This is a genomic window from Lelliottia sp. RD5, assembly GCF_056032945.1.
Genome location: NZ_JBVYHQ010000006.1, coordinates 248,429 through 270,514, shown reverse-complemented (window position 1 = coordinate 270,514; position 22,086 = coordinate 248,429). Strand labels below are relative to the sequence as shown.

23 protein-coding genes are annotated in these 22,086 nt (G+C 51.9%); 8 read left to right on the top strand and 15 right to left on the bottom strand.

All coding sequences use genetic code 11. From position 1 onward, the window contains the following. Positions 1–128: 128 nt before the first annotated feature. Positions 129–689, bottom strand: a complete 561-nt coding sequence (gene gmhB, locus AC0LWE_RS18385; protein ID WP_202668218.1) for a D-glycero-beta-D-manno-heptose 1,7-bisphosphate 7-phosphatase — start codon at positions 687–689, stop codon at positions 129–131. 188 nt (positions 690–877) lie between these two features. Between gmhB and metN the strand changes: the two genes are divergently transcribed. From metN to proS, 6 genes are all read left to right on the top strand, one after another. Further along, positions 878–1,909 carry a methionine ABC transporter ATP-binding protein MetN gene (metN, locus tag AC0LWE_RS18380; protein WP_059180047.1) on the top strand — a complete coding sequence of 344 codons (1,032 nt, stop codon included), beginning with the start codon at positions 878–880 and terminating at the stop codon, positions 1,907–1,909. Continuing rightward, the gene (locus AC0LWE_RS18375) at positions 1,902–2,555 is read left to right on the top strand and encodes a methionine ABC transporter permease MetI (RefSeq protein ID WP_012016144.1); all 654 of its coding nucleotides are present in this window, start codon (positions 1,902–1,904) and stop codon (positions 2,553–2,555) included. The genes metN and AC0LWE_RS18375 overlap by 8 nt, the downstream gene beginning before the upstream one ends. 38 nt (positions 2,556–2,593) lie before the next feature. Further along, positions 2,594–3,409, top strand: coding sequence for a methionine ABC transporter substrate-binding lipoprotein MetQ (gene metQ / locus AC0LWE_RS18370; RefSeq protein ID WP_059180048.1), 816 nt, complete (start codon positions 2,594–2,596; stop codon positions 3,407–3,409). A 106-nt stretch (positions 3,410–3,515) separates the two neighbouring features. Further along, positions 3,516–3,920, top strand: a complete 405-nt coding sequence (gene rcsF, locus AC0LWE_RS18365) for an Rcs stress response system protein RcsF (protein WP_059180049.1) — start codon at positions 3,516–3,518, stop codon at positions 3,918–3,920. Further along, positions 3,917–4,624, top strand: coding sequence for a tRNA (N6-threonylcarbamoyladenosine(37)-N6)-methyltransferase TrmO (gene tsaA, locus AC0LWE_RS18360; protein WP_202668217.1), 708 nt, complete (start codon positions 3,917–3,919; stop codon positions 4,622–4,624). Before rcsF ends, tsaA begins: the two co-directional genes overlap by 4 nt. A 112-nt stretch (positions 4,625–4,736) precedes the next feature. After that, the gene (gene proS, locus AC0LWE_RS18355) at positions 4,737–6,455 is read left to right on the top strand and encodes a proline--tRNA ligase (RefSeq protein ID WP_202668216.1); all 1,719 of its coding nucleotides are present in this window, start codon (positions 4,737–4,739) and stop codon (positions 6,453–6,455) included. 62 nt (positions 6,456–6,517) lie between these two features. Here proS and nlpE read toward each other — a convergent pair whose 3' ends face one another. The 3 genes from nlpE to AC0LWE_RS18340 are packed head-to-tail and all read right to left on the bottom strand — an operon-like array spanning position 6,518 to position 8,215. After that, positions 6,518–7,216: an envelope stress response activation lipoprotein NlpE gene (gene nlpE, locus AC0LWE_RS18350; protein ID WP_202668215.1), complete on the bottom strand. Its 699-nt coding sequence runs from the start codon at positions 7,214–7,216 to the stop codon at positions 6,518–6,520. A gap of 34 nt (positions 7,217–7,250) precedes the next feature. Beyond that, positions 7,251–7,673, bottom strand: a complete 423-nt coding sequence (arfB, locus tag AC0LWE_RS18345; RefSeq protein WP_059180053.1) for an alternative ribosome rescue aminoacyl-tRNA hydrolase ArfB — start codon at positions 7,671–7,673, stop codon at positions 7,251–7,253. Beyond that, complete coding sequence (locus tag AC0LWE_RS18340) at positions 7,670–8,215, bottom strand: YaeQ family protein (protein ID WP_202668214.1); 546 nt, start codon at positions 8,213–8,215, stop codon at positions 7,670–7,672. Before AC0LWE_RS18340 ends, arfB begins: the two co-directional genes overlap by 4 nt. A gap of 196 nt (positions 8,216–8,411) precedes the next feature. Here AC0LWE_RS18340 and AC0LWE_RS18335 point away from each other — a divergent pair, with 196 nt between their 5' ends. Further along, a complete protein-coding gene (locus tag AC0LWE_RS18335; RefSeq protein WP_202668213.1) occupies positions 8,412–8,612 on the top strand; it encodes a YaeP family protein in 201 nt (66 codons plus the stop codon). Beyond that, a complete protein-coding gene (gene rof / locus AC0LWE_RS18330; RefSeq protein ID WP_059180056.1) occupies positions 8,599–8,859 on the top strand; it encodes a Rho-binding antiterminator in 261 nt (86 codons plus the stop codon). The genes AC0LWE_RS18335 and rof overlap by 14 nt, the downstream gene beginning before the upstream one ends. A gap of 28 nt (positions 8,860–8,887) precedes the next feature. On the opposite strand, the gene tilS is transcribed toward rof, so the two are convergent. The 11 genes from tilS to skp form a co-directional block, all read right to left on the bottom strand. Continuing rightward, positions 8,888–10,168 (bottom strand): tRNA lysidine(34) synthetase TilS, encoded by a 1,281-nt coding sequence (tilS, locus tag AC0LWE_RS18325; protein ID WP_219347044.1) that lies wholly within the window; start codon positions 10,166–10,168, stop codon positions 8,888–8,890. Between the two features lie 62 nt (positions 10,169–10,230). Then, positions 10,231–10,620 (bottom strand): VOC family protein, encoded by a 390-nt coding sequence (locus tag AC0LWE_RS18320; RefSeq protein WP_219347045.1) that lies wholly within the window; start codon positions 10,618–10,620, stop codon positions 10,231–10,233. A gap of 59 nt (positions 10,621–10,679) precedes the next feature. Then, positions 10,680–12,818, bottom strand: a complete 2,139-nt coding sequence (locus tag AC0LWE_RS18315) for a lysine decarboxylase LdcC (protein WP_219347046.1) — start codon at positions 12,816–12,818, stop codon at positions 10,680–10,682. Between the two features lie 99 nt (positions 12,819–12,917). Continuing rightward, positions 12,918–13,877, bottom strand: a complete 960-nt coding sequence (accA, locus tag AC0LWE_RS18310; RefSeq protein ID WP_012016131.1) for an acetyl-CoA carboxylase carboxyl transferase subunit alpha — start codon at positions 13,875–13,877, stop codon at positions 12,918–12,920. A gap of 12 nt (positions 13,878–13,889) precedes the next feature. Next, positions 13,890–17,372, bottom strand: coding sequence for a DNA polymerase III subunit alpha (dnaE, locus tag AC0LWE_RS18305; RefSeq protein ID WP_219347047.1), 3,483 nt, complete (start codon positions 17,370–17,372; stop codon positions 13,890–13,892). 38 nt (positions 17,373–17,410) lie between these two features. Further along, positions 17,411–18,007: a ribonuclease HII gene (rnhB, locus tag AC0LWE_RS18300; protein WP_059180062.1), complete on the bottom strand. Its 597-nt coding sequence runs from the start codon at positions 18,005–18,007 to the stop codon at positions 17,411–17,413. Continuing rightward, on the bottom strand, positions 18,001–19,152 hold the full coding sequence (gene lpxB / locus AC0LWE_RS18295; RefSeq protein ID WP_059180063.1) for a lipid-A-disaccharide synthase: 1,152 nt from the start codon (positions 19,150–19,152) through the stop codon (positions 18,001–18,003). The genes rnhB and lpxB overlap by 7 nt, the downstream gene beginning before the upstream one ends. Next, positions 19,152–19,940 (bottom strand): acyl-ACP--UDP-N-acetylglucosamine O-acyltransferase, encoded by a 789-nt coding sequence (lpxA, locus tag AC0LWE_RS18290; protein ID WP_059180064.1) that lies wholly within the window; start codon positions 19,938–19,940, stop codon positions 19,152–19,154. The genes lpxB and lpxA overlap by 1 nt, the downstream gene beginning before the upstream one ends. A 3-nt stretch (positions 19,941–19,943) precedes the next feature. Next, a complete protein-coding gene (gene fabZ, locus AC0LWE_RS18285) occupies positions 19,944–20,399 on the bottom strand; it encodes a 3-hydroxyacyl-ACP dehydratase FabZ (RefSeq protein WP_007373234.1) in 456 nt (151 codons plus the stop codon). Positions 20,400–20,502: 103 nt separating this feature from the next. Continuing rightward, a complete protein-coding gene (lpxD, locus tag AC0LWE_RS18280) occupies positions 20,503–21,528 on the bottom strand; it encodes a UDP-3-O-(3-hydroxymyristoyl)glucosamine N-acyltransferase (protein ID WP_202668209.1) in 1,026 nt (341 codons plus the stop codon). 3 nt (positions 21,529–21,531) lie between these two features. Continuing rightward, positions 21,532–22,026: a molecular chaperone Skp gene (gene skp / locus AC0LWE_RS18275; RefSeq protein ID WP_012016124.1), complete on the bottom strand. Its 495-nt coding sequence runs from the start codon at positions 22,024–22,026 to the stop codon at positions 21,532–21,534. Positions 22,027–22,086 lie beyond the last annotated feature (60 nt).

Here is a 22,086-nt window from a genome sequence, read left to right as displayed (position 1 = left end):
TTGTTTGTGTGAAGTGATTCACATCCGCCGTGTCGATGGAGGCGCATTATAGGGAGCTTCTGAGGAATGACAAGCGGAAAAATACAATTTTATTTCAACCGCTCACTTTTTCATCGTTACGCTTATTTTTACGACTTTTTTAACGCTTTTGGCAGATCTGCAAGGCTATTAATGACCAGATCGGCTGCACTTTCAGCTTCTGATGTCACTGGCTTACCTGTACGAACTAACACTTTTGTTCCTACGCCAGCCGCTGCCGCTGCCTGCATATCTTCCAGTTTATCACCCACCATATAAGAAGCAGCCATATCAATGTGCAGGAACTCTTGCGCAGAAAGAAACATTCCGGGATGCGGTTTACGGCAGTCACACGTCTGACGATATTCTTCTACTGTGCCTTGCGGATGATGAGGACAATAATAGATACCATCCAGTTCGACATCACGATCCGCCAGCGACCAGTCCATCCATTCGGTCAGTGTTTCGAATTGAGCCTCGGTAAATTTGCCCCGGGCGATACCAGACTGATTAGTCACCACCACCAGCGCATAGCCCATTCCTTTAAGTTCGCGCATGGCATCAATGGCGCCGTCAATAAACTCGAACTCATCGATCTCATGCACATAACCGTGATCGACATTAATAGTGCCATCACGATCGAGAAATATTGCGGGTACTAATTTTGACACTGGCTTGCTCCTGAAAAAGGCATGTACGGTTAGTATCTCATGTTTCACGACGCAAGAAAGTGCTCATCTCGCACAGCCACATTGATTTAGACGTCTGGATGCCTTAACATCCATTTTGTTTACGGTAGACACCCGTATCTGGCAGAAGAAAATGCCACGGCTAACTTAAATACGATAAAAATAATCCAATGATTAAACTTTCCAATATCACCAAAGTGTTCCAGCAAGGAACCCGAACCATCCAGGCGCTGAATAATGTCAGCCTGCATGTTCCGGCTGGACAGATTTATGGCGTGATTGGCGCATCAGGTGCAGGTAAAAGCACGCTTATCCGTTGCGTTAATCTGCTCGAACGCCCAACCGAAGGTAGCGTCCAGGTTGGCGGCCAGGAGTTGACTCAACTTTCCGAGACGGAATTAACCAAATCACGCCGCCAGATCGGCATGATCTTCCAGCACTTTAACCTGCTGGCTTCCCGAACCGTATTTGGTAACGTCGCGTTGCCACTTGAGCTGGACAATACCCCGAAAGAAGAAATCAAACGTCGCGTGACGGAGCTATTGGATCTGGTGGGTCTTAGCGACAAGCATGATAGCTATGCCGCCAACCTGTCTGGTGGTCAGAAGCAGCGTGTGGCTATCGCCCGTGCGCTGGCGAGCAACCCCAAAGTTCTGCTGTGTGACGAAGCCACCAGCGCACTTGATCCCGCCACTACCCGTTCAATACTCGAATTACTGAAAGACATTAACCGCCGTCTGGGGCTGACTATTCTTCTTATTACGCATGAGATGGATGTGGTTAAGCGCATTTGCGACTGCGTAGCGGTGATCAGCAATGGCGAATTGATCGAGCAAGATACCGTGAGTGAAGTCTTCTCACATCCAAAAACGCCGCTGGCCCAGCAGTTTATTCAGTCAACATTGCATCTGGATATCCCTGAAGATTACCTGGCGCGTTTAAAAGCAGAACCTGCAGATGCCAGCGTCCCGATGTTGCGTATGGAATTTACGGGGCAATCGGTCGATGCTCCGCTGCTTTCCGAAACTGCACGCCGCTTTAATGTGAACAACAACATTATCAGTGCGCAGATGGATTATGCCGGGGGCGTGAAGTTCGGCATCATGCTGACAGAAATGCACGGTACACAGCAAGAAACGCAAGCCGCCATTGCCTGGCTGCAAGAACACCATGTAAAAGTAGAGGTACTGGGTTATGTCTGAGCCGATGATGTGGCTGCTGGTTCGCGGCGTATGGGAAACGCTGGCAATGACCTTCGTCTCTGGTTTTTTTGGCTTTGTAATTGGTCTGCCGGTCGGCGTCCTGCTTTACGTCACTCGTCCAGGACAAATTATCGAGAATGCCAAACTCTATCGCACACTGTCTGCGCTGGTGAATATCTTCCGTTCGATTCCATTTATTATCCTGCTGGTATGGATGATTCCCTTCACGCGCATCATCGTAGGCACATCGATTGGTCTGCAGGCGGCAATCGTTCCGCTCACCGTCGGCGCGGCTCCTTTTATTGCACGTATGGTTGAAAACGCCCTGCTGGAGATTCCTACAGGGCTGATCGAAGCGTCACGCGCAATGGGCGCAACGCCGATGCAGATCGTACGTAAAGTGTTGTTACCCGAAGCACTGCCAGGCCTGGTCAATGCCGCCACTATTACGCTGATTACGTTGGTGGGATATTCCGCGATGGGCGGAGCCGTCGGTGCGGGCGGTTTGGGCCAGATCGGCTATCAATATGGCTATATTGGATATAACGCTACCGTGATGAATACGGTTCTGGTATTGCTGGTTGTGCTGGTTTATCTCATTCAATTCTCGGGCGATCGAATCGTCCGGGCAGTGACTCACAAATAACGTTACACAACGCAAACTCGACGAATTAAGGAAATAACATGACGTTTAAATTAAAGACCTTTGCCGCAGTCGGCGCGCTGATTGGATCTCTGGCTCTGGTAGGTTGTGGTCAGGACGAAAAAGACCCAAACCACATTAAAGTGGGCGTCATCGTTGGCGCAGAACAGCAAGTTGCTGAAGCGGCGCAAAAAGTAGCAAAAGAAAAATACGGCCTGGACGTTGAACTGGTGACATTTAATGATTACGTTCTGCCAAACGAAGCGCTGAGCAAAGGCGACATTGATGTCAACGCCTTCCAGCACAAACCGTATCTTGATCAGCAGATTAAAGATCGTGGTTACAAACTGGTTTCCGTCGGCAATACGTTTGTATACCCCATTGCTGGCTACTCTAAAAAAATCAAATCTCTGGAAGAGCTGCAGCCAGGCTCGCAGGTCGCAGTCCCGAATGATCCAACCAACCTTGGCCGTTCCCTGCTGCTGCTGCAGAAAGTGGGCTTGATCAAACTGAAAGACGGCGTGGGTTTACTGCCAACAGTGCTTGATGTTGCTGAGAATCCAAAAAATCTGAAGATTGTTGAACTGGAAGCGCCACAGCTCCCACGCTCGCTTGACGATGCGCAAATTGCGCTGGCGGTGATTAACACCACTTACGCCAGCCAGATTGGCCTGACGCCAGCAAAAGACGGTATCTTCGTAGAAGATAAAGACTCTCCTTACGTCAACATGATCGTTAGCCGCGAAGATAATAAGGACGCGGAAAACGTGAAAAAATTCGTTCAGGCTTATCAGTCTGAAGAAGTTTACCAGGAAGCCAATAAAGTGTTTAACGGCGGCGCTGTTAAAGGCTGGTAATCTTACCTTTATGTAATATCATCAGGACGGGCGAAAGCCCGTCTTGTCATTTATACAGGCAACTGCTTCAATAACTGACGATTTGATTATTCATTGAGGAAATATTATGCGGGCTTTACCGATCTGTCTTTTAGCACTCATGCTGAGCGGCTGTTCAATGCTAAGCAGATCTCCTGTTGAACCTGTGAAAAGCACTGCAACTCCGCCAAAAGTGGAACCAGCCAAACCGAAGGCACCGCGTCCGGCGCCGGTAAAAATTTACACCAATGCCGAAGCTCTCATTGGTAAGCCATTCCGTGATTTGGGCGAAGTCACCGGCGAATCATGCCAGGCCAGCAATCAGGATTCGCCGCCAAATATCCCGACAGCGCGCAAGCGTCTGCAGATCAACGCAGCCAAAATGAAGGCTAACGCCGTACTGCTGCATAGCTGTGAAGTCACCAGCGGCACGCCGGGATGCTATCGCCAGGCCGTGTGCATGGGCAGCGCCCTTAACGTATCGGCTAAATGAGTGCATTTAAGTTCGAGCAGATAGGTGTTATTCGCTCGCCTTATAAAGAGAAGTTTGCCGTTCCGCGTCAACCGGGTCTGGTCAAAAGCTATGGCGGTGAACTTCACTTAACTGCGCCGTATAATCAGGCCGATGCAGTTCGTGGGCTAGAGGTATTCAGCCATCTGTGGGTTCTGTTCATCTTTCATCAAACGATGGATGGAGGCTGGCGCCCTACCGTTCGCCCTCCCCGGCTGGGTGGAAATGCAAGAATGGGTGTTTTCGCTACGCGCTCGACATTCCGACCCAACCCCATCGGCATGTCGCTCGTTGAACTAAAGGGTATCTGCTGCCAAAAAGATCAGGTGATTCTCGAACTCGGGAGCCTGGACCTGGTAGACGGAACGCCGGTTGTGGATATCAAACCGTATCTGCCCTTCGCCGAAGCGCTTCCCGATGCCGTGGCGAGCTATGCCCAGCAGGCGCCTGTGGCAGATATGCCTGTTGGCTTCACTGCCGATGTCTTCTTAGAGCTTCAGCGGCTTGAAAAGCGGTATCCTCGACTGAAAGATTTTATCGTCGACGTTCTGGCTCAGGATCCGCGTCCTGCTTATCGAAAGGAAGAAGAGGTAGGGAAAAACTACGCCGTCTGGCTGCTGGATTTTAACGTTCGCTGGCGTGTAACCGAAGCGGGCTTTGAAGTGTTTGCACTGGAAGTGCGCTAATTTTATTGTCCTCTCTTTTGGCATCTTTGCCACACTGGTAAACTAAACCACTTTTTTTGTGTCAGGTTGACGAATCAGCCTGGTCCAATCGTCGAAATGGAACCGTAACAACATGCGTACTAGCCAATATCTGCTCTCCACACTGAAGGAGACACCAGCCGACGCCGAAGTCATCAGCCACCAGTTGATGCTCCGCGCCGGGATGATCCGCAAGCTGGCCTCTGGGTTGTACACCTGGTTGCCGACCGGTCTGCGCGTCCTGAAAAAAGTCGAAAACATCGTGCGTGAAGAGATGAACAACGCCGGCGCGATCGAGGTGTCTATGCCTGTGGTTCAGCCTGCTGACCTGTGGGTAGAAAGTGGTCGCTGGGAGCAGTACGGCCCTGAACTGCTGCGTTTTGTTGATCGCGGCGAACGTTCGTTTGTGCTCGGCCCAACGCATGAAGAAGTCATCACGGATCTGATCCGCAACGAGCTGAATTCCTACAAACAGCTGCCGCTGAACTTCTTCCAGATCCAGACAAAGTTCCGTGACGAAGTGCGTCCACGTTTCGGCGTTATGCGTTCTCGCGAATTCCTGATGAAAGACTCTTACTCTTTCCATACTTCTCAGGAATCTCTGCAAGAGACGTATGACAAGATGTATGAAGCGTATAGCAAAATCTTCTCCCGTATGGGGCTGGATTTCCGCGCTGTGCAGGCGGACACCGGCTCTATCGGTGGCAGCGCTTCCCATGAATTCCAGGTTCTGGCACAGAGCGGCGAAGACGATGTGATCTTCTCAGATACCTCAGACTACGCTGCTAACATCGAATTTGCAGAAGCGCTGGCACCATCAGCACCACGCGCGGCTGCATCTGAAGAGATGAAGCTGGTCGATACGCCAAACGCAAAAACCATCGCTGAGCTGGTTGAGCAGTTCAATCTGCCAATCGAAAAAACGGTGAAAACCTTGCTGGTTAAAGCCGTTGAAGATAGCGCTTATCCGCTGGTAGCACTGCTGGTGCGTGGCGATCACGAACTGAATGAAGTCAAAGCAGAGAAACTGGCGCAGGTTGCCAGCCCGCTGACTTTCGCGACCGAAGCTGAAATTCGCGCAGTGATCAACGCAGGTCCAGGATCTCTGGGTCCAGTGAACATGCCTATTCCAGTGGTTATCGACCGTACCGTAGCCGCGATGAGTGATTTCTCCGCTGGCGCGAACATCGATGGTCAACATTACTTTGGTATCAACTGGGATCGTGACGTTGCGACGCCAGAAGTGGCTGATATCCGTAACGTGGTTGCAGGCGACCCAAGCCCTGACGGCCAGGGTACGTTGATGATCAAACGCGGCATCGAAGTGGGTCACATCTTCCAGCTAGGCACCAAATATTCCGAGGCGCTTAACGCTTCTGTTCAGGGCGAAGATGGTCGTAACCAGATCCTGACGATGGGTTGTTATGGTATCGGGGTCACGCGCGTTGTGGCTGCTGCGATTGAGCAGAACCACGACGAACGTGGCATCGTATGGCCAGATAATCTGGCACCGTTCCAGGTGGCCATCCTGCCGATGAACATGCACAAATCTTACCGTGTGCAGGAGCTGGCGGAGAAGCTGTACAGCGAGCTGCGCGCCCAGGGTATTGAAGTGCTGATGGACGACCGTAAAGAACGTCCAGGTGTGATGTTTGCTGATATGGAACTGATCGGCATCCCGCACACCGTGGTTATCGGCGATCGTAACCTCGACAGCGACGACATTGAGTACAAATACCGTCGTAGCGGTGAGAAGCAGATGATCAAGACCGGCGACATTCTTGATTACCTTGTGAAAGCCATCAAAGGCTAAACCGTCAGGCGACAAAAAGCCCCGCTAATGCGGGGCTTTTTTTTATCAGCGTTGAAATCCGTTTATTTCGTTTCGCAGTCTTTACCCACCACAAACGTAGCGGATTTATCCGTCACCAGCGTTTTAACCATCTCGCCGCTATCCGGATTAGGTTCCAGAGTGAAGTGGCCATCCACGGTCAAGAGAACTGGTTTACTGTCATTTCCACGCGCCACGGCATAATCACGTTCCAGTTGCGCATTGTTGGCGACACTGACTTTCTTGCCCGTCGCACAGTCGGTAAAGACCGCAGCGTCCGCCATATAAAAATACATGCCGCGCATCGGCATCGGAGTCGATGGCAAGGCCACTTTTACCGGTGCCAGCGTATAATTGAACTGAGATTCAATCGGAAGACCTTCACGATCAAGCATCTCCATTCCTTCGCCCTTCGGGCGGAAATAGGTTTTCTCACCTTCAGCATCCGTCAGAATCAGCTTTTCGGCTGTGCGCTCCCACTTACCGTAAGTCGCGAAAGATGACGGTTCTTTTGCGCCTTGATAGCGCTGATTCATTACCCATGAACCGTCCTTTTCCAGGAACAGCGTGGTTTCAATGCCTTCGCAGTCGGCGCAGGGTAAAACACCGCGCCAGCTCTGCTGCATCGGCTTCAGCGCTTCCGACTCCGTCGGGTGCGGCGCCTGCGTTTCAGTACGATTGTTACAACCAATAAGTGCAAAGAGCGTAGAGGCTGCGAGCACTGACAATATCGCTGTTTTCACGATGAATTCCTTATAAATTGGGTGTCCCGGTTCGTTAATCAGAAGACCGTCGAATTTTACCGCGCAGTGACTTCACTGTGGACTTTTGCGCTTTCGATGACAACCGGCGCTCTTTTGACGCGCGCGTTGGTCGGGTTGCCCGACGGCTTTTCTGCACGACGGTTAATTCTTTGATCAGCGCGACCAGGCGCGCAAGCGCGGCTTCGCGATTTAACTCCTGGCTGCGATACTCCTGCGCCTTAATAATGATCACGCCATCACTGGTGATGAGGTGATGACTGGCCGCAAGCAAAGCCTCTTTATAAGACTCTGGCAGGCTAGAGGCCCGAATGTCAAAGCGCAGATGGATAGCTGTTGAGGCTTTATTGACATGTTGCCCACCCGCGCCCTGCGCACGAATCGCCGTGATCTCAAGCTCGCTGTCAGGAATGCTAACGGTGCGGGACAACGCGATCATGACGGGGACTGCCACGCGGTGAGATGTATTTCCAGATTATTCTGTGAATCAGACAACCAGATCGCCCCATCCTGAATCGTCGCCTGTAAAGTCATTGTTCTTCCTGCAAAATCACTCAACTGTGCCAGCTGTTCATCATCCAGATACCAGACAGAAAGATGCGAATACTGCGCGCATTTTCGTTGGTTTTGCTGCCACCAAATCTCAGCTGCACGCTGATTATAAGCAAATATCGCCACCTCTGCGGACTGCGTGCAGGCTTTCTTAATGCGACGTTCATCAGGCAGACCGAGTTCGATCCACAAATCGATGCCAAGATGATCGTTCTTTAGCCACGCTTCTGGCTCTTCTTCGGCACTTAATCCCCGCGTGAACTGCAACCGATCGTTGGCATATTTAATCCACGCCAGCAGGCGCAGCATCATGCGTTCCTGGGTTTCTGAAGGGTGACGCGCCAGCGTTAGCGACGCATCAAGAAACTGGTTGCGGTCAAGATCGGCTACATTAACCACCGCTTTATAAATTGTCGCTTTCAGCGCCATGAGTAAACTCCATTCTTATAAGGCGGTCATTGTAGCGAAATTATGGCCAAAAGACTGTTGTGAGTGGGCGAAAGTCCACAATATCAAGGCGCTGATATTGCCAGGATGAGTATGTTATAGTCACCTTGATAAACCGTGTTTATCTTCGTAGGCTTAAATATCTCACAGTAACGTCAGTGCGCTGGCAGGAGGGGATGTGGAAATTTATTGTGAGTTAATTCGCAAAAGGTATGCGGAAATCGCCAGCGGAGATCTGGGTTATGTCCCGGATGCGTTGGGCTGTGTGTTGAAAGTGCTGAATGAAGTCGCGACGGATGACAGCCTTTCAGAATCGATCAGGGAAAAAGCGGCGTATGCTGCTGCGAATTTACTGGTGAGCGATTATGTCAATGAATGATACCTATCAACCCATCAACTGTGATGACTATGACAACCTGGAGCTTGCCTGCCAGAACCATTTGATCCTGGCGCTAGCGTTAAAAGATGGCGAAGAGCTGAAGGCAAAAGCCCGCGATCTGGTTATGCGTAAGAACGTTGAATACCTTGTCGTCGAAGACGCGGGCGCAACGCGTGAGTTTCGTCTCGATAAAATTGCCAGCTTCAGTCATCCGGACATCGGCACCGTTGTGGTGAGCGAATCCTGAATGTCCCTAACGGGCAGTCCACTGCCCGTTACGCTTTCCACTCCAGCTGCACGCCCTTTTCTGCCCAACCTTCCTGCGTAACAAAAACACCCGCAGCGGCAATCAGCGTTTCGCCATAAAACAGCAGCGGCGTGGTATCGCGTAACCAGGGAGGAATGTTGTACTCCTGCCAGATTTTCTTCAGTTTTCGTCCGCCGTGACGCCCTACAATATGCAGTATTCCGCTGGCTTTGAAACGGATCGTGACCTGTTCATCCGGGTTCGGCAGGCGAATATGGCCGCCCTCCACAAAAGAAACGCTACCCAGAGACAACATCAGAGGCTCAGAAGGATCGCGCCACTCGATAATCTGGTCAGCCATCGAAGGCTGGCATTTCACCCACCAAAGCTCTCCTTTGAAGCGCCGAACCTCGAAGCCACCGAGATGCAAACGCGGCGTGGCATCTTCACGAGCTAAAGCAACCTCTTCCCAGATACGGTTTAACATTGTGCGCGAAGGCATTTGCGCATCATGAGCGGCGAGCCAGCGGCGTAGTAGCGCAGCCCGACGCACGACGCTCATCGCTTCAAGAGGTTCAATTTTTAGCGCACCTTCCGTCGAGATCACACTGGCTAACTCTTCAGTCAGCAGCTCATCCAGCAGGCTCTCTTGCTCAGCACACAACGCCGTACTTCTCGCCGTCGCATCTGCAAAATGCGGCCAACGTTCCGAGAGTAGCGGCAATACGCGCAATCGCAGGAAATTACGATCGTAGCTATCGTCCTGGTTACTTTCGTCCTCAATCCAGCAGAGGTTATAGTCCTTTGCCCACGTTTCTAGCGAGGTGCGCGTTTCCCCCAGAAGTGGGCGAATCAACTGCGTGCCTGCAAATTCAGTGCGCACAGGCATAGCGGACAACCCCGCCGGGCCGCTTCCCCGTTTAAGTGCCAGTAAAAACGTCTCACACTGATCGTCGAGATGCTGCGCCGTGACGAGCGCCTCCCCCGCTTGAAGCACTTTTTCGAACGCTAAATAGCGCGCTTTTCGCGCCTGCGCTTCGGTACCCAAACCCTCATCATGAAGCGTCACACGTTCAACGATCAGCGGAATATGCCACGCTTCACAGAGCGATTCGCAGTGCGCAACCCAGCGGTCGGCATTTGAACTTAAACCATGATGCACATGAATGGCACGAATCTGAACATCAGGTTCCTGCTCGCGCCAGAGCCTTAATCGATGAAGTAAAACGGTCGAATCCAGCCCACCGCTAAATCCCACCAGCAACTGGCGGTACGGAGAAACAGACTGAGCGATTACGGATGAGGTCATAAGAGGTCTTATAGAGAGCCAATGCCCGGAAAATTACCGAGCATTGACTCTGATGGCAAGCATTACTGCTGGTAGAGCTCCAGCGGCAAGCCATCCGGATCGTTAAAAAACGTAAAACGTTTGTCGGTAAACGGGTCGATGCGAATCGATTCACACGTCACGCCGTGTGCTTCAAGGTGTTCTGTGGCCCGATCGATATCGTCCACGCTGAACGCGAGATGGCGAAGCCCACAAGCTTCGGGGCGCGACGGACGGGCAGGCGGAAAAGGAAATGAGAACAGTTCGATCACATAGTGTCCGTTAAGCGCCAGGTCACCCTTCCACGAGTCACGCTCAGAGCGATAGGCTTCGCTCAACAGCGTAAACCCAAGAACGTCGCAATAAAATGCCTTACTTTTGGCGTAGTCCGAAGCAATAATCGCAATATGGTGAACCTGTTTTAAACCCAGCATAGCGTCTCCTTTTTATCATGCCTGCACGTTACAACTGAAAACCCTACACACGCAAGGGATCAACTCTCTTTTAAGACTCGTACCCGGTATACGCCGTTCTCATCGCGTTTTGCACCGTGAATGTCCGTCTCAAAGCCAGGATAATGGCGACCGATGGAACAGAGCATCAGCAGAAAATCGAGCACCGAACGGCTTTGCTCGGTGATCATTTCTCCCGGCATCAGAAGCGGGACGCCCGGTGGATAGGGGAGGACCATATTGGCGGATACGCGCCCAATGAGATTTTCCAGCTCAATGGTTTCCACTTCACCTTTGACCTGCTGCTGCCAGGCCTTGTGCGGTGTGAGCTTCATTTCAGGTAACACATCAAATGCCTGGAGCATCAGCCGAGGAAGATCGTGCTGGCGGATCAGCTTATGGATCCCTTGCGCCAGATCCTGAATACGCATATTCCGATAATAATCGGGATCTTCGGCATACAGATCCGGGAGCATATTTTTGACCCGCAGATTGAGATCGTATGCGCGCTTAAATTCCATTAGTCCGCGCAACAGGCCCATCGCTCGGGTTTTATCAATACCGATGCTAAACAGGAAAAGCAGATTGTAAGGCCCGGTTTTCTCCACCACAACGCCGCGTTCGTCGAGAAATTTTGCCACCAGCGCAGCCGGAATCCCTTCATCACTCATGATTCCCTGTTCATCCATCCCCGGCGTCAGAATGGTGACTTTGACCGGATCAAGAAACATATGATCCGCGTCAGCGTCTCTGAAACCATGCCAGCTCTCGCCAGGCGCGACAGACCAGCATTCCGCTTCATCGATCTCTTCCGGTTGCCAGATATCGAAGAACCAGCCGTCAGCTTCATCTTTCAGGCGCTGAACTTCTTTACGAAAATGAAGCGCCCGCTCCACCGAGCGATTAATCAGGCGTTTACCCGGATTACCGCGCAGCATAGCCGCTGCCGTTTCAATTGATGCGACTAATGGATAACTCGGCGAGGTGGTGGTGTGCATCATATAAGCTTCGTTGAACGTCTCTTCGTCGTATTCACCCTTAATATGGATTAACGATGCCTGAGATAAAGCGGCCAGCATTTTGTGCGTCGATTGCGTCTCGAAGAAGACTTTGCCCGGCACCCGATCGCCGCTCATACCGCTTTTACCGGCATAAATCGGATGGAAATTGGTATAGGGTACCCATGCAGAATCGAAATGAATCGACGGCACATCGAGGGTCTGCTTGATCCAGTTGGTGTTATACAACAGGCCATCATACGTCGAGTTAGTAATCACCGTGTGAACCGGCCAGCTTGCATCAGGAACAGCGGCAACTTTATGTTCTATGGCGCTCCGGGAGAATTCACGGCGAGGGATCCCGCCCAGAATCCCCAGCGCATTTCGCGTTGGCGAGAGCCAGATCGGCACAACATCACTCATCATCAATAAATGCGCCAGTGACTTGTGGCAGTTACGGTCAATCAACAGCGTACTGCCAGCGGGGGCGGCATACATCCCGACAATCTTGTTTGAAGTCGACGTGCCGTTTGTCACCATATAACTCTGCTCCGCACCAAAAGTACGCGCGATGTACTCTTCGGCCTCGAGGTGCGGGCCGGTGTGATCAAGCAGTGAGCCAAGTTCCGTCACCGAAATCGACACGTCGGCTTTGAGCGTATTCCCACCAAAAAAATCGTAAAACAGGCAACCCACCGGGCTTTTCTGGTAAGCGGTTCCCGCCATATGCCCCGGCGTGCAAAATGTGTATTTGCCTTCCTGAACGTAGGTGAAAAGCGCGCGCGTAAACGGCGGGGTAATATTGTCGAGGTATTCGCGAGTGTATTGCTGAATGCGGGTCGCAATATCTTCTGCAGCGCCCAATGCGTATTCAAAAAACCACAGCGCCATACGCATATCGTGGGCACTGACGTCCATCGTCGAATGCGTGTTGATGAAAGCGTACAGCGGCAGGTATTCATTCAGCTGATTGATATCGCTGCACAGTTCGAGATCGTACTCATCCCAGTCAAAAATCACGCCACAGATACGTGGATTGTGCTCGATAAACTTCAGCAGATCGGCATTGTTGTGCGGCCAGATAAGTTGATATCCACGCGCCTGCAACGCCTGCTCCAGCTCCTTGATGGGCTCATCTTTATAAAAGACGCCGTGCGGCCCCATAATGGCAATGATGTTCACGGTCTACCTCCTTGAAAAACATTCGATAAGGATAGTTAAGTTAAACGGCAGACATAAAAAAAGCCGCAACAATGTGCGGCTTTAAGACAAATGTGACGCTTATGCGTAACCGTAGTTCATCAGACGTTGATAGCGACGGTTGAGCAAATCTTCTTTGCTCAGCACATCGAGATCGGCCAGATCGGCCAGCAACTGCGCTTTAAGGGAAGCGGCGATCACTTCCGGCTTACGGTGCGCACCGCCCAGTGGCTCAGGGATCACAGTGTCGATCAGTTTCAATTCTTTCAGACGCGGCGCAGTGATACCCATCGCTTCTGCGGCCAACGGCGCTTTATCGGCGCTTTTCCACAGAATAGACGCACAGCCTTCAGGAGAGATAACGGAATAGGTGCTGTATTGCAGCATATTCACTTTATCACCCACGCCGATCGCCAGTGCACCACCGGAACCGCCTTCACCAATCACAGTACAGATTACCGGTACCGTCAGGCGAGACATTTCACGCAGGTTACGAGCGATGGCTTCAGACTGGCCGCGTTCTTCTGCACCGACACCCGGGTATGCACCCGGTGTGTCGATAAAGGTCACGATCGGCATGTTGAAACGCTCAGCCATTTCCATCAGGCGCAGTGCCTTACGGTAACCTTCTGGCGCTGGCATACCAAAGTTGCGACGGATTTTCTCTTTGGTCTCACGGCCCTTCTGATGACCAATAATCATCACCGGGCGACCATCAAGACGCGCTATGCCGCCGACAATGGCTTTGTCGTCAGCATAAGCGCGATCGCCTGCCAGTTCGTCAAATTCATCAAACGCCAGGCGGACATAATCCAGGGTGTACGGACGCTGTGGATGACGTGCCAACTGGGCAATCTGCCATGCGCCGAGATCGGCAAAGATTTTGCGCGTCAGTTCTACGCTTTTTTCACGCAGACGATGCACTTCTTCGTCGATGTTAATATCCAGTTTTTCATCCTGACGGCTCACCGCGGTCAGAGAATCGATTTTCGCTTCCAGCTCCGCAATCGGCTGTTCGAAATCAAGGAAATTCAGACTCATAGTATTCCTGTATTAGTCAAACTCCAGTTCCACCTGCTCCGAACCAATAAGGCCACGGAGATCGTTGAGTAAACGATCGCTCGGAGAGACACGCCACGTTGCACCAAAGCGCAACCGCGCGCGTGCATCCGCCCTCTGATAATAGAGATGTACTGGAATGGTCCCCGAACGATGGGGTTCCAGAGACTGACGGAGTCGGTTTAAAAGCTGGTCATCAATTTGCCTGTCCGTCAGCGAGATAGCAAGCCCGCGAGCATATTTTTCCCGGGCTTCGTCAATATCCATCACTTCACGGGCCATCATTTTAAGCCCGCCGCTGAAGTCATCAAAGCTGACCTGTCCGCTGACGATAAGTATGCGGTCGTTTTCCAGCAAATGCTGGTATTTTTCCAGCGCTTCGGTGAATAACATCACCTCCAGCCGCCCGGAACGGTCATCCAACGTACAGATACCGATGCGATTACCGCGCTTGGTGACCATAACCCGCGCTGCAATGACGAGCCCCGCTGCCGTGGTCATTTTACCACGTTCAGTTGGATGCATGTCTTTTAGCCTGTTGCCTCCGACATAGCGCTCAATTTCTTTCAGATACTGGTTGATCGGGTGTCCCGTCAGGTACAAGCCTAACGTTTCACGCTCCCCTTCCAGCACCGTGTGTTCTGGCCACGGCTGGCAGTTGGCATACGATTGTTCAATTTGCTCTGGCTCATCGGCCAGCACACCAAACATATCGGCCTGACCAATTGCTTCCGCTTTTGCGTGCTGATCGGCCGCTTTCAACGCCTCACCGAGAGAATTCATCAGCGCTGCGCGATGCGGGCCGAGGCGATCAAATGCCCCTGACATGATCAGTTTTTCCAGCACACGACGGTTCAGCTTTTTGGTGTCAGTCCGCGCACATAAGTCGAAAAGCTCACGGAAATAGCCGCCATTATTACGCGCTTCCAGAATCGCTTCGATAGGGCCTTCGCCCACACCTTTGATAGCCCCAATGCCGTAAACAATTTCACCGTCATCGTTAACGTGGAAATGGTACATCCCGGCATTGATATCTGGCGGCAGGATTTTCAGCCCCATTCGCCAGCATTCATCCACCAGGCCCACCACCTTCTCGGTGTTATCCATGTCGGCAGTCATCACGGCCGCCATAAATTCTGCCGGGTAGTGCGCTTTCAACCACAGCGTTTGATAGGACACCAGGGCGTAAGCCGCTGAGTGCGATTTGTTAAATCCGTAACCCGCGAATTTCTCTACCAGGTCAAAGATTTTTATCGCCAGTTCACCATCAATGCCGTTTTTCTTCGCGCCATCCTCAAAGGTGCCGCGCTGCTTGGCCATCTCTTCCGGTTTTTTCTTACCCATCGCACGACGCAACATATCAGCGCCGCCAAGGGTATATCCCGAAAGCTCCTGAGCAATCTGCATAACCTGTTCCTGATACAGGATAATGCCGTAGGTAGGCTCAAGCACCGGTTTCAGGCAATCATGCTGCCACTGCACATCAGGGTAGGAAATCTCTTCACGTCCGTGCTTACGGTCAATAAAGTTATCAACCATGCCCGACTGTAATGGGCCAGGACGGAACAATGCCACAAGTGCGATCATGTCTTCAAAGCAGTCAGGCTGTAGACGTTTAATCAAGTCTTTCATGCCGCGCGATTCAAGCTGGAATACCGCTGTGGTTTCCGAGCGCTGCAGCATGTCGAAACTTTTTTTGTCATCAAGCGGAATCGCAGCGATGTCAATCGGCTCCAGGCCCTGTTTGGCCCGACGCGGGTTGATCATCTTCAACGCCCAGTCAATGATAGTGAGTGTTCGCAAACCAAGGAAGTCAAACTTCACCAGGCCAGCGTACTCCACGTCATTCTTGTCGAACTGTGTAACAGGATGCTGACCTGATTCATCACAATATAACGGCGCAAAATCGGTAATTTTAGTCGGCGCGATAACCACGCCACCGGCGTGTTTACCGGCGTTACGCGTGACGCCTTCAAGCTTGCGCGCCATGTCGATAAGTGCTTTAACTTCTTCGTCTGCTTCGTAGATTTCCGGCAGTTGTGGCTCGGCTTCAAACGCTTTTGCCAGCGTCATGCCCGGATCGGGCGGCACCAGTTTCGAGATGCGATCCACAAAGCCATACGGATGCCCCAGCACACGGCCCACGTCACGGATAACCGCTTTTGCCGCCATCGTCCCGAAAGTAATGATCTGTGATACAGCATCACGCCCGTACATTTCTGCAACGTGATCAATAACCTGGTCGCGTTTCTCCATGCAGAAGTCAACGTCGAAGTCAGGCATAGAGACACGTTCCGGGTTAAGGAAACGTTCGAACAGCAGGTCGAATTCCAGCGGGTCAAGGTCGGTAATTTTCAACGCGTAAGCCACAAGCGAACCCGCACCCGAACCACGGCCAGGCCCCACCGGCACGCCGTTGTCCTTCGACCACTGGATAAATTCCATCACGATCAGGAAGTAGCCAGGGAACCCCATCTGGTTGATAACCTGTAGTTCAATGTCCAGGCGCTCATCGTAAGGCGGGCGCTTCTCGAGGCGTACCGCTTCATCCGGGAACAAAAACTCCAGACGATCTTCCAGACCTTCTTTCGATTTGAGAACCAGAAAATCTTCCGTACTCATCTCGCCGGTTGGGAACTGCGGCAAGAAATATTCACCTAAACGGACGGTAACGTTGCAACGCCTTGCAATTTCCACACTGTTTTCCAGCGCTTCCGGAATATCAGCAAACAGCTCGCACATCTCATCTTCAGAGCGCATATATTGCTGCGTGGAATAGTGGCGCGGGCGTTTTGGATCGTCGAGCGTAAAGCCGTCATGAATGGCAACACGAATTTCGTGCGCATCAAAGTCTTCAGCGTTAATAAACCGTACATCATTGGTCGCGACGACCGGCAGACCGTGCTGTTCAGCAAGCGCGACTGCCGCATGCAGATAGTTTTCTTCATCGGGACGGCCCGTGCGAATCAGCTCCAGATAAAAACGATCCGGGAAGTGTTCTTCATAAAACGCCACGCACTGCTCAACCAGAATATTGTTGCCGCGTATCAGACTTTTACCGACATCACCCATTCGACCGCCAGAAATCAGCAGCAAACCTTCATTGAGTTCAACAAGCCAGTCCCTGTCGATCCATGGCCCCGCCGCGCCATAGCCCCGCTGATAGGCACGGGAAATCAGCAACGTCAGATTTTGATAGCCTGTATTGTTCATCGCCAGAACGGAAATTTGCGTCATTTCATCGCCGAGCAACTCGCTCTGAACGTGAAAATCCGCACCGATAATCGGCTTAAGGCCCGCGCCATGCGCCGCGCCATAGAACTTAACCAGACCACACAGGTTGGTGAAATCCGTGATCGCCAGCGCAGGCATGCCAAGAGCCGCTGCCTTTTTTACCAGCGGCCCGGTCTTCGCCAGCCCATCAATCATGGAGTAGTCGCTATGCACCCGCAGGTGTACGAAACGTGGTTCAGCCATCTTCAGATTCCGCGTGACTTAGTTGCTTACGTATTGATTCAGCACACCAGTCCCAGTGCGCGTTTCACCGGACCAAAACTGCGTCGATGATGTTCAGTTGGGCCATGCTCAGACAGTCTCTCCAGATGGAAAGCGGTTGGATATCCCTTGTGCTGGGCGAAACCATACTGAGGATATGAAAGATCCAGCGCCGCCATTTCGGCATCGCGTGTCACTTTGGCAATGATGGACGCTGCGCTGATCTCGGCCACACGGCTATCCCCTTTCACCACCGCCAATGAGCGCATCGGCAGTGCAGGACAGCGATTACCGTCGATCAGCACATATTCTGGTACGATTTTCAGCCCGGCGACAGCCCGCTGCATCGCCAACATGGTGGCGTGAAGAATGTTCAGCTCGTCAATCTCTTCGGGCTCTGCGCGGCCTAAACTCCATGCTAGTGCTTTTTCTTTGATTTCATCATAGAGCGCCAGACGGCGTTTTTCAGACAGTTTCTTCGAATCATTCAGCCCTACAATCGGGCGAGCTGGGTCCAGAATGACCGCTGCAGTGACAACGGCACCCACCAATGGCCCGCGTCCGACCTCATCCACACCCGCAACAAGGTGCGTATGTGGGTAAACAAACTCTAGCATTGCGCTAACTCCATCACGGCATCTGCTGCTTGCTCATCGGCGTTACAGCGGATCTGCTGATGCAGTTCACGGAAGGTGTCGTGCATTTGATGACGGGTTTTACCGTCTGCCAGTAAGGGCAACAGCGCATCGGCTAATGCCTGAGGCTGACACTCATCCTGCAACAGCTCTTTGACTAACTCTCGGCCTGCCAACAGATTAGGCAATGAAACATAATCCGTTTTGACCAGGCGCTTCGCCAGCCAGAAGGTAAATGGCTTCATGCGATAACCCACAACCATTGGGCATTTTGCCAACATGCATTCCAGCGCAGCCGTTCCGGACGCCAGCAATGCGGCATCACTCGCCACCATGGCTTCACGTCCTTTGCCATCCAGAAGGTGAATGTGCAGGTCAGGCGCGACTTCCGCTTTGATGCGCTCAAACTGCTCACGGCGTTTGGCATTCACGAGCGGCACAACCACTTCCAGATCGGGATATGTCTGGCGAAGAATTTGCGCGGTCTTCAGGAAATCAGCGCTAAGCATTTCGACTTCTGCGCCACGGCTACCCGGCAAAAGAGCCAGACAGTGAGCGTCATGCGGGATGCCAAGAGTATCTCGTGCAGCATTTTTATCCGGATCAAGCGGCATGGCATCGGCCATGGTATGCCCGATAAAACGGCATGGCACATTGAATCTGTCATAAAACGCTTTTTCGAAAGGCAGAAAAGCCAGCACCATATCGGTGGATCTGCCTATTTTGAAAACACGTTTCTGTCGCCATGCCCAGACGGACGGGCTGACGTAGTGAACAGTTTTAATACCCTGTTTTTTCAGGTTGCCTTCGAGGGTGATATTGAAATCAGGCGCATCAATGCCAACAAAGACATCGGGCTTAAGATCGGTAAAACGACGCGTGAGATCGGCTCGAATATGCAGCAAACGGCGTAAACGCCCCAGCACTTCAACAATGCCCATTACCGCGAGCTCTTCCATTTCGTACCAGGCCTCACAGCCCTCGGCCTGCATCAGCGGGCCAGCAACGCCCACAAAGCGAGCATTCGGTACACGAGCCTTGAGTGCCCGGATGAGACCTGCACCAAGAATATCGCCGGAGGTTTCTCCGGCGACCAGGGCAATCGTTAATGGACGGTTATCGACCATTAACGAATCAGACCTCGAGTCGAGCGTTCAAAGAACTCTGTGAACGCTTTGACCTCTGGGTACTGTTCTGCCAGCGCAGCCACTTCTGGCTTAGCCTCTTCGAGCGTTTTGCCGCTACGGTACATCAGTTTGTACGCGTTGCGGATCGCTGTAATTGCTTCGCGGCTAAAGCCACGACGCTTGAGGCCTTCAATGTTAACGCCAAAAGGTGTGGCGTGGTTACCCTGAGCAATCACATACGGTGGAACGTCTTGCGCGACACCGGAGCAACCGCCGACCATGACGTGCGCACCAATAATGCAGAACTGATGGACTGCCGTCATGCCGCCAATGATCGCGAAATCATCAACCGATACGTGCCCCGCCAGCGTTGCGTTGTTGGCGAGGATACAACGGCTACCCACTGTACAGTCGTGCGCAATATGCGCATTGACCATAAAGAGGTTGTCGCTGCCCACCTTCGTCAATCCACCACCCTGTACTGTGCCACGATGAATGGTGACGCTTTCGCGAATGCGGTTACGATCGCCGATTTCCAGACGGGTCGGCTCACCAGCATACTTCAGATCCTGGTTGACTTCGCCGATGGAGGCGAACTGATAGATCTCATTATCGCGACCCATGGTCGTATGACCATTCACGACGACGTGAGATTTCAGTACGGTACCCTCACCAATTACGACATGGGGTCCAACAATACAGAATGGGCCAATGTGAGCGTTAGCACCAATAATGGCACCCTCTTCCACAATGGCAGTTGGATGAATAAAGGCGGTTTTATCAATCACGTATCAGGCCTCCCGGCTACGCGCACACATCATGGTAGCTTCACAAACCACTTTGCCGTCAACTAAAGCAACGCCTTTGAAGCGCGTCAGTCCACGGCGCGTTTTTTCAAAAGTCACTTCCATGATCATCTGATCACCAGGTACGACTGGGCGCTTAAAGCGCGCTTCATCAATACCCGCGAAGTAATACAACTCACCAGGCTCAAGTTTACCCACGCTTTTAAACGCGAGAATACCCGTTGCCTGTGCCATGGCTTCCAGGATCAAAACACCCGGGAAGATAGGCTTACCAGGGAAATGTCCCTGGAAGAATGGCTCATTTACTGAAACATTTTTCACTGCGCGCAGAAAACGACCTTCTTCAAAATCCAGCACACGATCTACCAGCAAAAACGGGTAGCGGTGCGGCAGAAGTTCTAAAATCTCTTCAATATGCAGAGTATGAGTGTCGGTAGTCAAAATACTCTTCCTGTCAAAATGTACTGAATAGCAATAATAACACGGCCTGCCGGATTATAAGAAAGCCGACAGGCCGGGAAATTTAGCGTTAAAGGATGAACGCTTAGTCTTGTTGATTGATTTTGCGCTCAATAGACTTGAGGCGCTTACTCATATCATCAATATTCATCACCAGAGCTGCGGTTTTACGCCACATCTTATTCGGTTGCAGCGGAATACCGGAGGAGTAAACACCAGGTTCAGTGATAGGACGCATCACCATACCCATGCCCGTCACCGTGACTTTGTCGCATATTTCCATATGCCCATTGATCACGCTGGCTCCACCGATCATGCAGTAGCGGCCAATTTTCAAGCTGCCTGCCATGATTACGCCGCCCGCAACTGCGGTATTGTCGCCAATCACGACGTTATGCGCAATCTGACATTGGTTATCGATGATAACACCGTTACCAATAAGGGTGTCGTCGAGCGCACCGCGGTCGATCGTCGTACATGCACCGATCTCAACACGATCGCCGATAATCACGCGACCTAGCTGAGGGATCTTGATCCAATTACCACGATCGTTAGCATAGCCAAAACCATCCGAACCGATTACGGTACCGGACTGGATCAGGCAGTTTTCGCCAATCTCAATTTCATGATAAACGGTGACATTGGCCCACAAGCGGGTGCCTGCACCAATTTTAGTGTGTTTGCCAACGAAGCAACCCGCACCGATCACCACGTTATCACCCAAAACAACATCGGACTCGATAACGGCGTTCGCACCAATTGATACGTTGCTACCCAGCGTTGCCGTTGAATCGATCGCTGCACTTGGTGCAATGTTCTGTGCCGGCTGCGGCGTGGTATCCAAAATCTGAGCCATGCGCGCGTAAGTCAGGTAGGGATTTTTCACTACCAGCGCTGCGCCTGTGGCAAAAGGAAGGTCGTCCTGTGTTAATACCACAGCAGACGCCTGGCATTGGGTCAGGTGTTCACGGTATTTAGGGCTTACGATGAACGTAATATTGCCTGTTTTAGCAGATTGCATGGACGCAACAGCGGTGATGACGATATCGCCATCACCGTGTAATTCTGCATCCAACTGCTGAGCTAGATCAGCCAGTCGAATAGAAGGCATTACTTATTTAACCTGTTTCAGTACATCTGCAGTGATGTCTTTAACATCTTTGCTATTGAAAGCAACGGCATTCGCGTCAACAACCAGATCGATACTCTGATCGGCCGCTACGGATTTCACCGCAGACTGGATACGAGTGACCAGTTTGCCACGTTCTTCGTTAGAGCGACGCTGACGATCCTGCTCGAAAGCCTGCGCTTTCTGGGAGAAGGTCTGGCGCTGTGCCATCACGTCTTTTTCCAGCTTGCTGCGATCGCTTGCTTTCATGGTAGAACCATCACGCTGCAGACGCTGCATTTTGGACTGAAGGTCGCTTTCCATACCTTGCAGCTCGCTAGCACGGCCTTTGAATTCATTTTCCAGCGTTGCAGAAACACCGGTTTTCTGTGCAACTTGCTGGAACAGATTGCCCATGTTGACGATTGCAATTTTGTCCGCTGCCTGAGCAGAAGTCACCATCGCCAAACCAAGACCTGCCGCTAATAACCACTTTTTCACAATAAACTCCTTACCATCCCATTGGCACCCAAAGGTACCGTTCTTTGCGTGGCAAGGCGA

Excerpts from the sequence above, each read along its gene's own strand:
- proS (WP_202668216.1), top strand. The coding sequence starts at position 4,737 with ATGCGTACTAGCCAATATCTGCTCTCCACACTGAAGGAGACACCAGCC.
- lpxB (WP_059180063.1), bottom strand. The coding sequence starts at position 19,152 with ATGGTCGATAACCGTCCATTAACGATTGCCCTGGTCGCCGGAGAAACC.
- tsaA (WP_202668217.1), top strand. The coding sequence starts at position 3,917 with ATGAGTGCATTTAAGTTCGAGCAGATAGGTGTTATTCGCTCGCCTTAT.
- tilS (WP_219347044.1), bottom strand. The coding sequence starts at position 10,168 with ATGACCTCATCCGTAATCGCTCAGTCTGTTTCTCCGTACCGCCAGTTG.
- AC0LWE_RS18320 (WP_219347045.1), bottom strand. The coding sequence starts at position 10,620 with ATGCTGGGTTTAAAACAGGTTCACCATATTGCGATTATTGCTTCGGAC.
- dnaE (WP_219347047.1), bottom strand. The coding sequence starts at position 17,372 with ATGGCTGAACCACGTTTCGTACACCTGCGGGTGCATAGCGACTACTCC.
- lpxD (WP_202668209.1), bottom strand. The coding sequence starts at position 21,528 with ATGCCTTCTATTCGACTGGCTGATCTAGCTCAGCAGTTGGATGCAGAA.
- rof (WP_059180056.1), top strand. The coding sequence starts at position 8,599 with ATGTCAATGAATGATACCTATCAACCCATCAACTGTGATGACTATGAC.
- accA (WP_012016131.1), bottom strand. The coding sequence starts at position 13,877 with ATGAGTCTGAATTTCCTTGATTTCGAACAGCCGATTGCGGAGCTGGAA.
- AC0LWE_RS18375 (WP_012016144.1), top strand. The coding sequence starts at position 1,902 with ATGTCTGAGCCGATGATGTGGCTGCTGGTTCGCGGCGTATGGGAAACG.
- arfB (WP_059180053.1), bottom strand. The coding sequence starts at position 7,673 with ATGATCGCGTTGTCCCGCACCGTTAGCATTCCTGACAGCGAGCTTGAG.
- metN (WP_059180047.1), top strand. The coding sequence starts at position 878 with ATGATTAAACTTTCCAATATCACCAAAGTGTTCCAGCAAGGAACCCGA.
- rcsF (WP_059180049.1), top strand. The coding sequence starts at position 3,516 with ATGCGGGCTTTACCGATCTGTCTTTTAGCACTCATGCTGAGCGGCTGT.
- AC0LWE_RS18340 (WP_202668214.1), bottom strand. The coding sequence starts at position 8,215 with ATGGCGCTGAAAGCGACAATTTATAAAGCGGTGGTTAATGTAGCCGAT.
- metQ (WP_059180048.1), top strand. The coding sequence starts at position 2,594 with ATGACGTTTAAATTAAAGACCTTTGCCGCAGTCGGCGCGCTGATTGGA.
- rnhB (WP_059180062.1), bottom strand. The coding sequence starts at position 18,007 with ATGCTAGAGTTTGTTTACCCACATACGCACCTTGTTGCGGGTGTGGAT.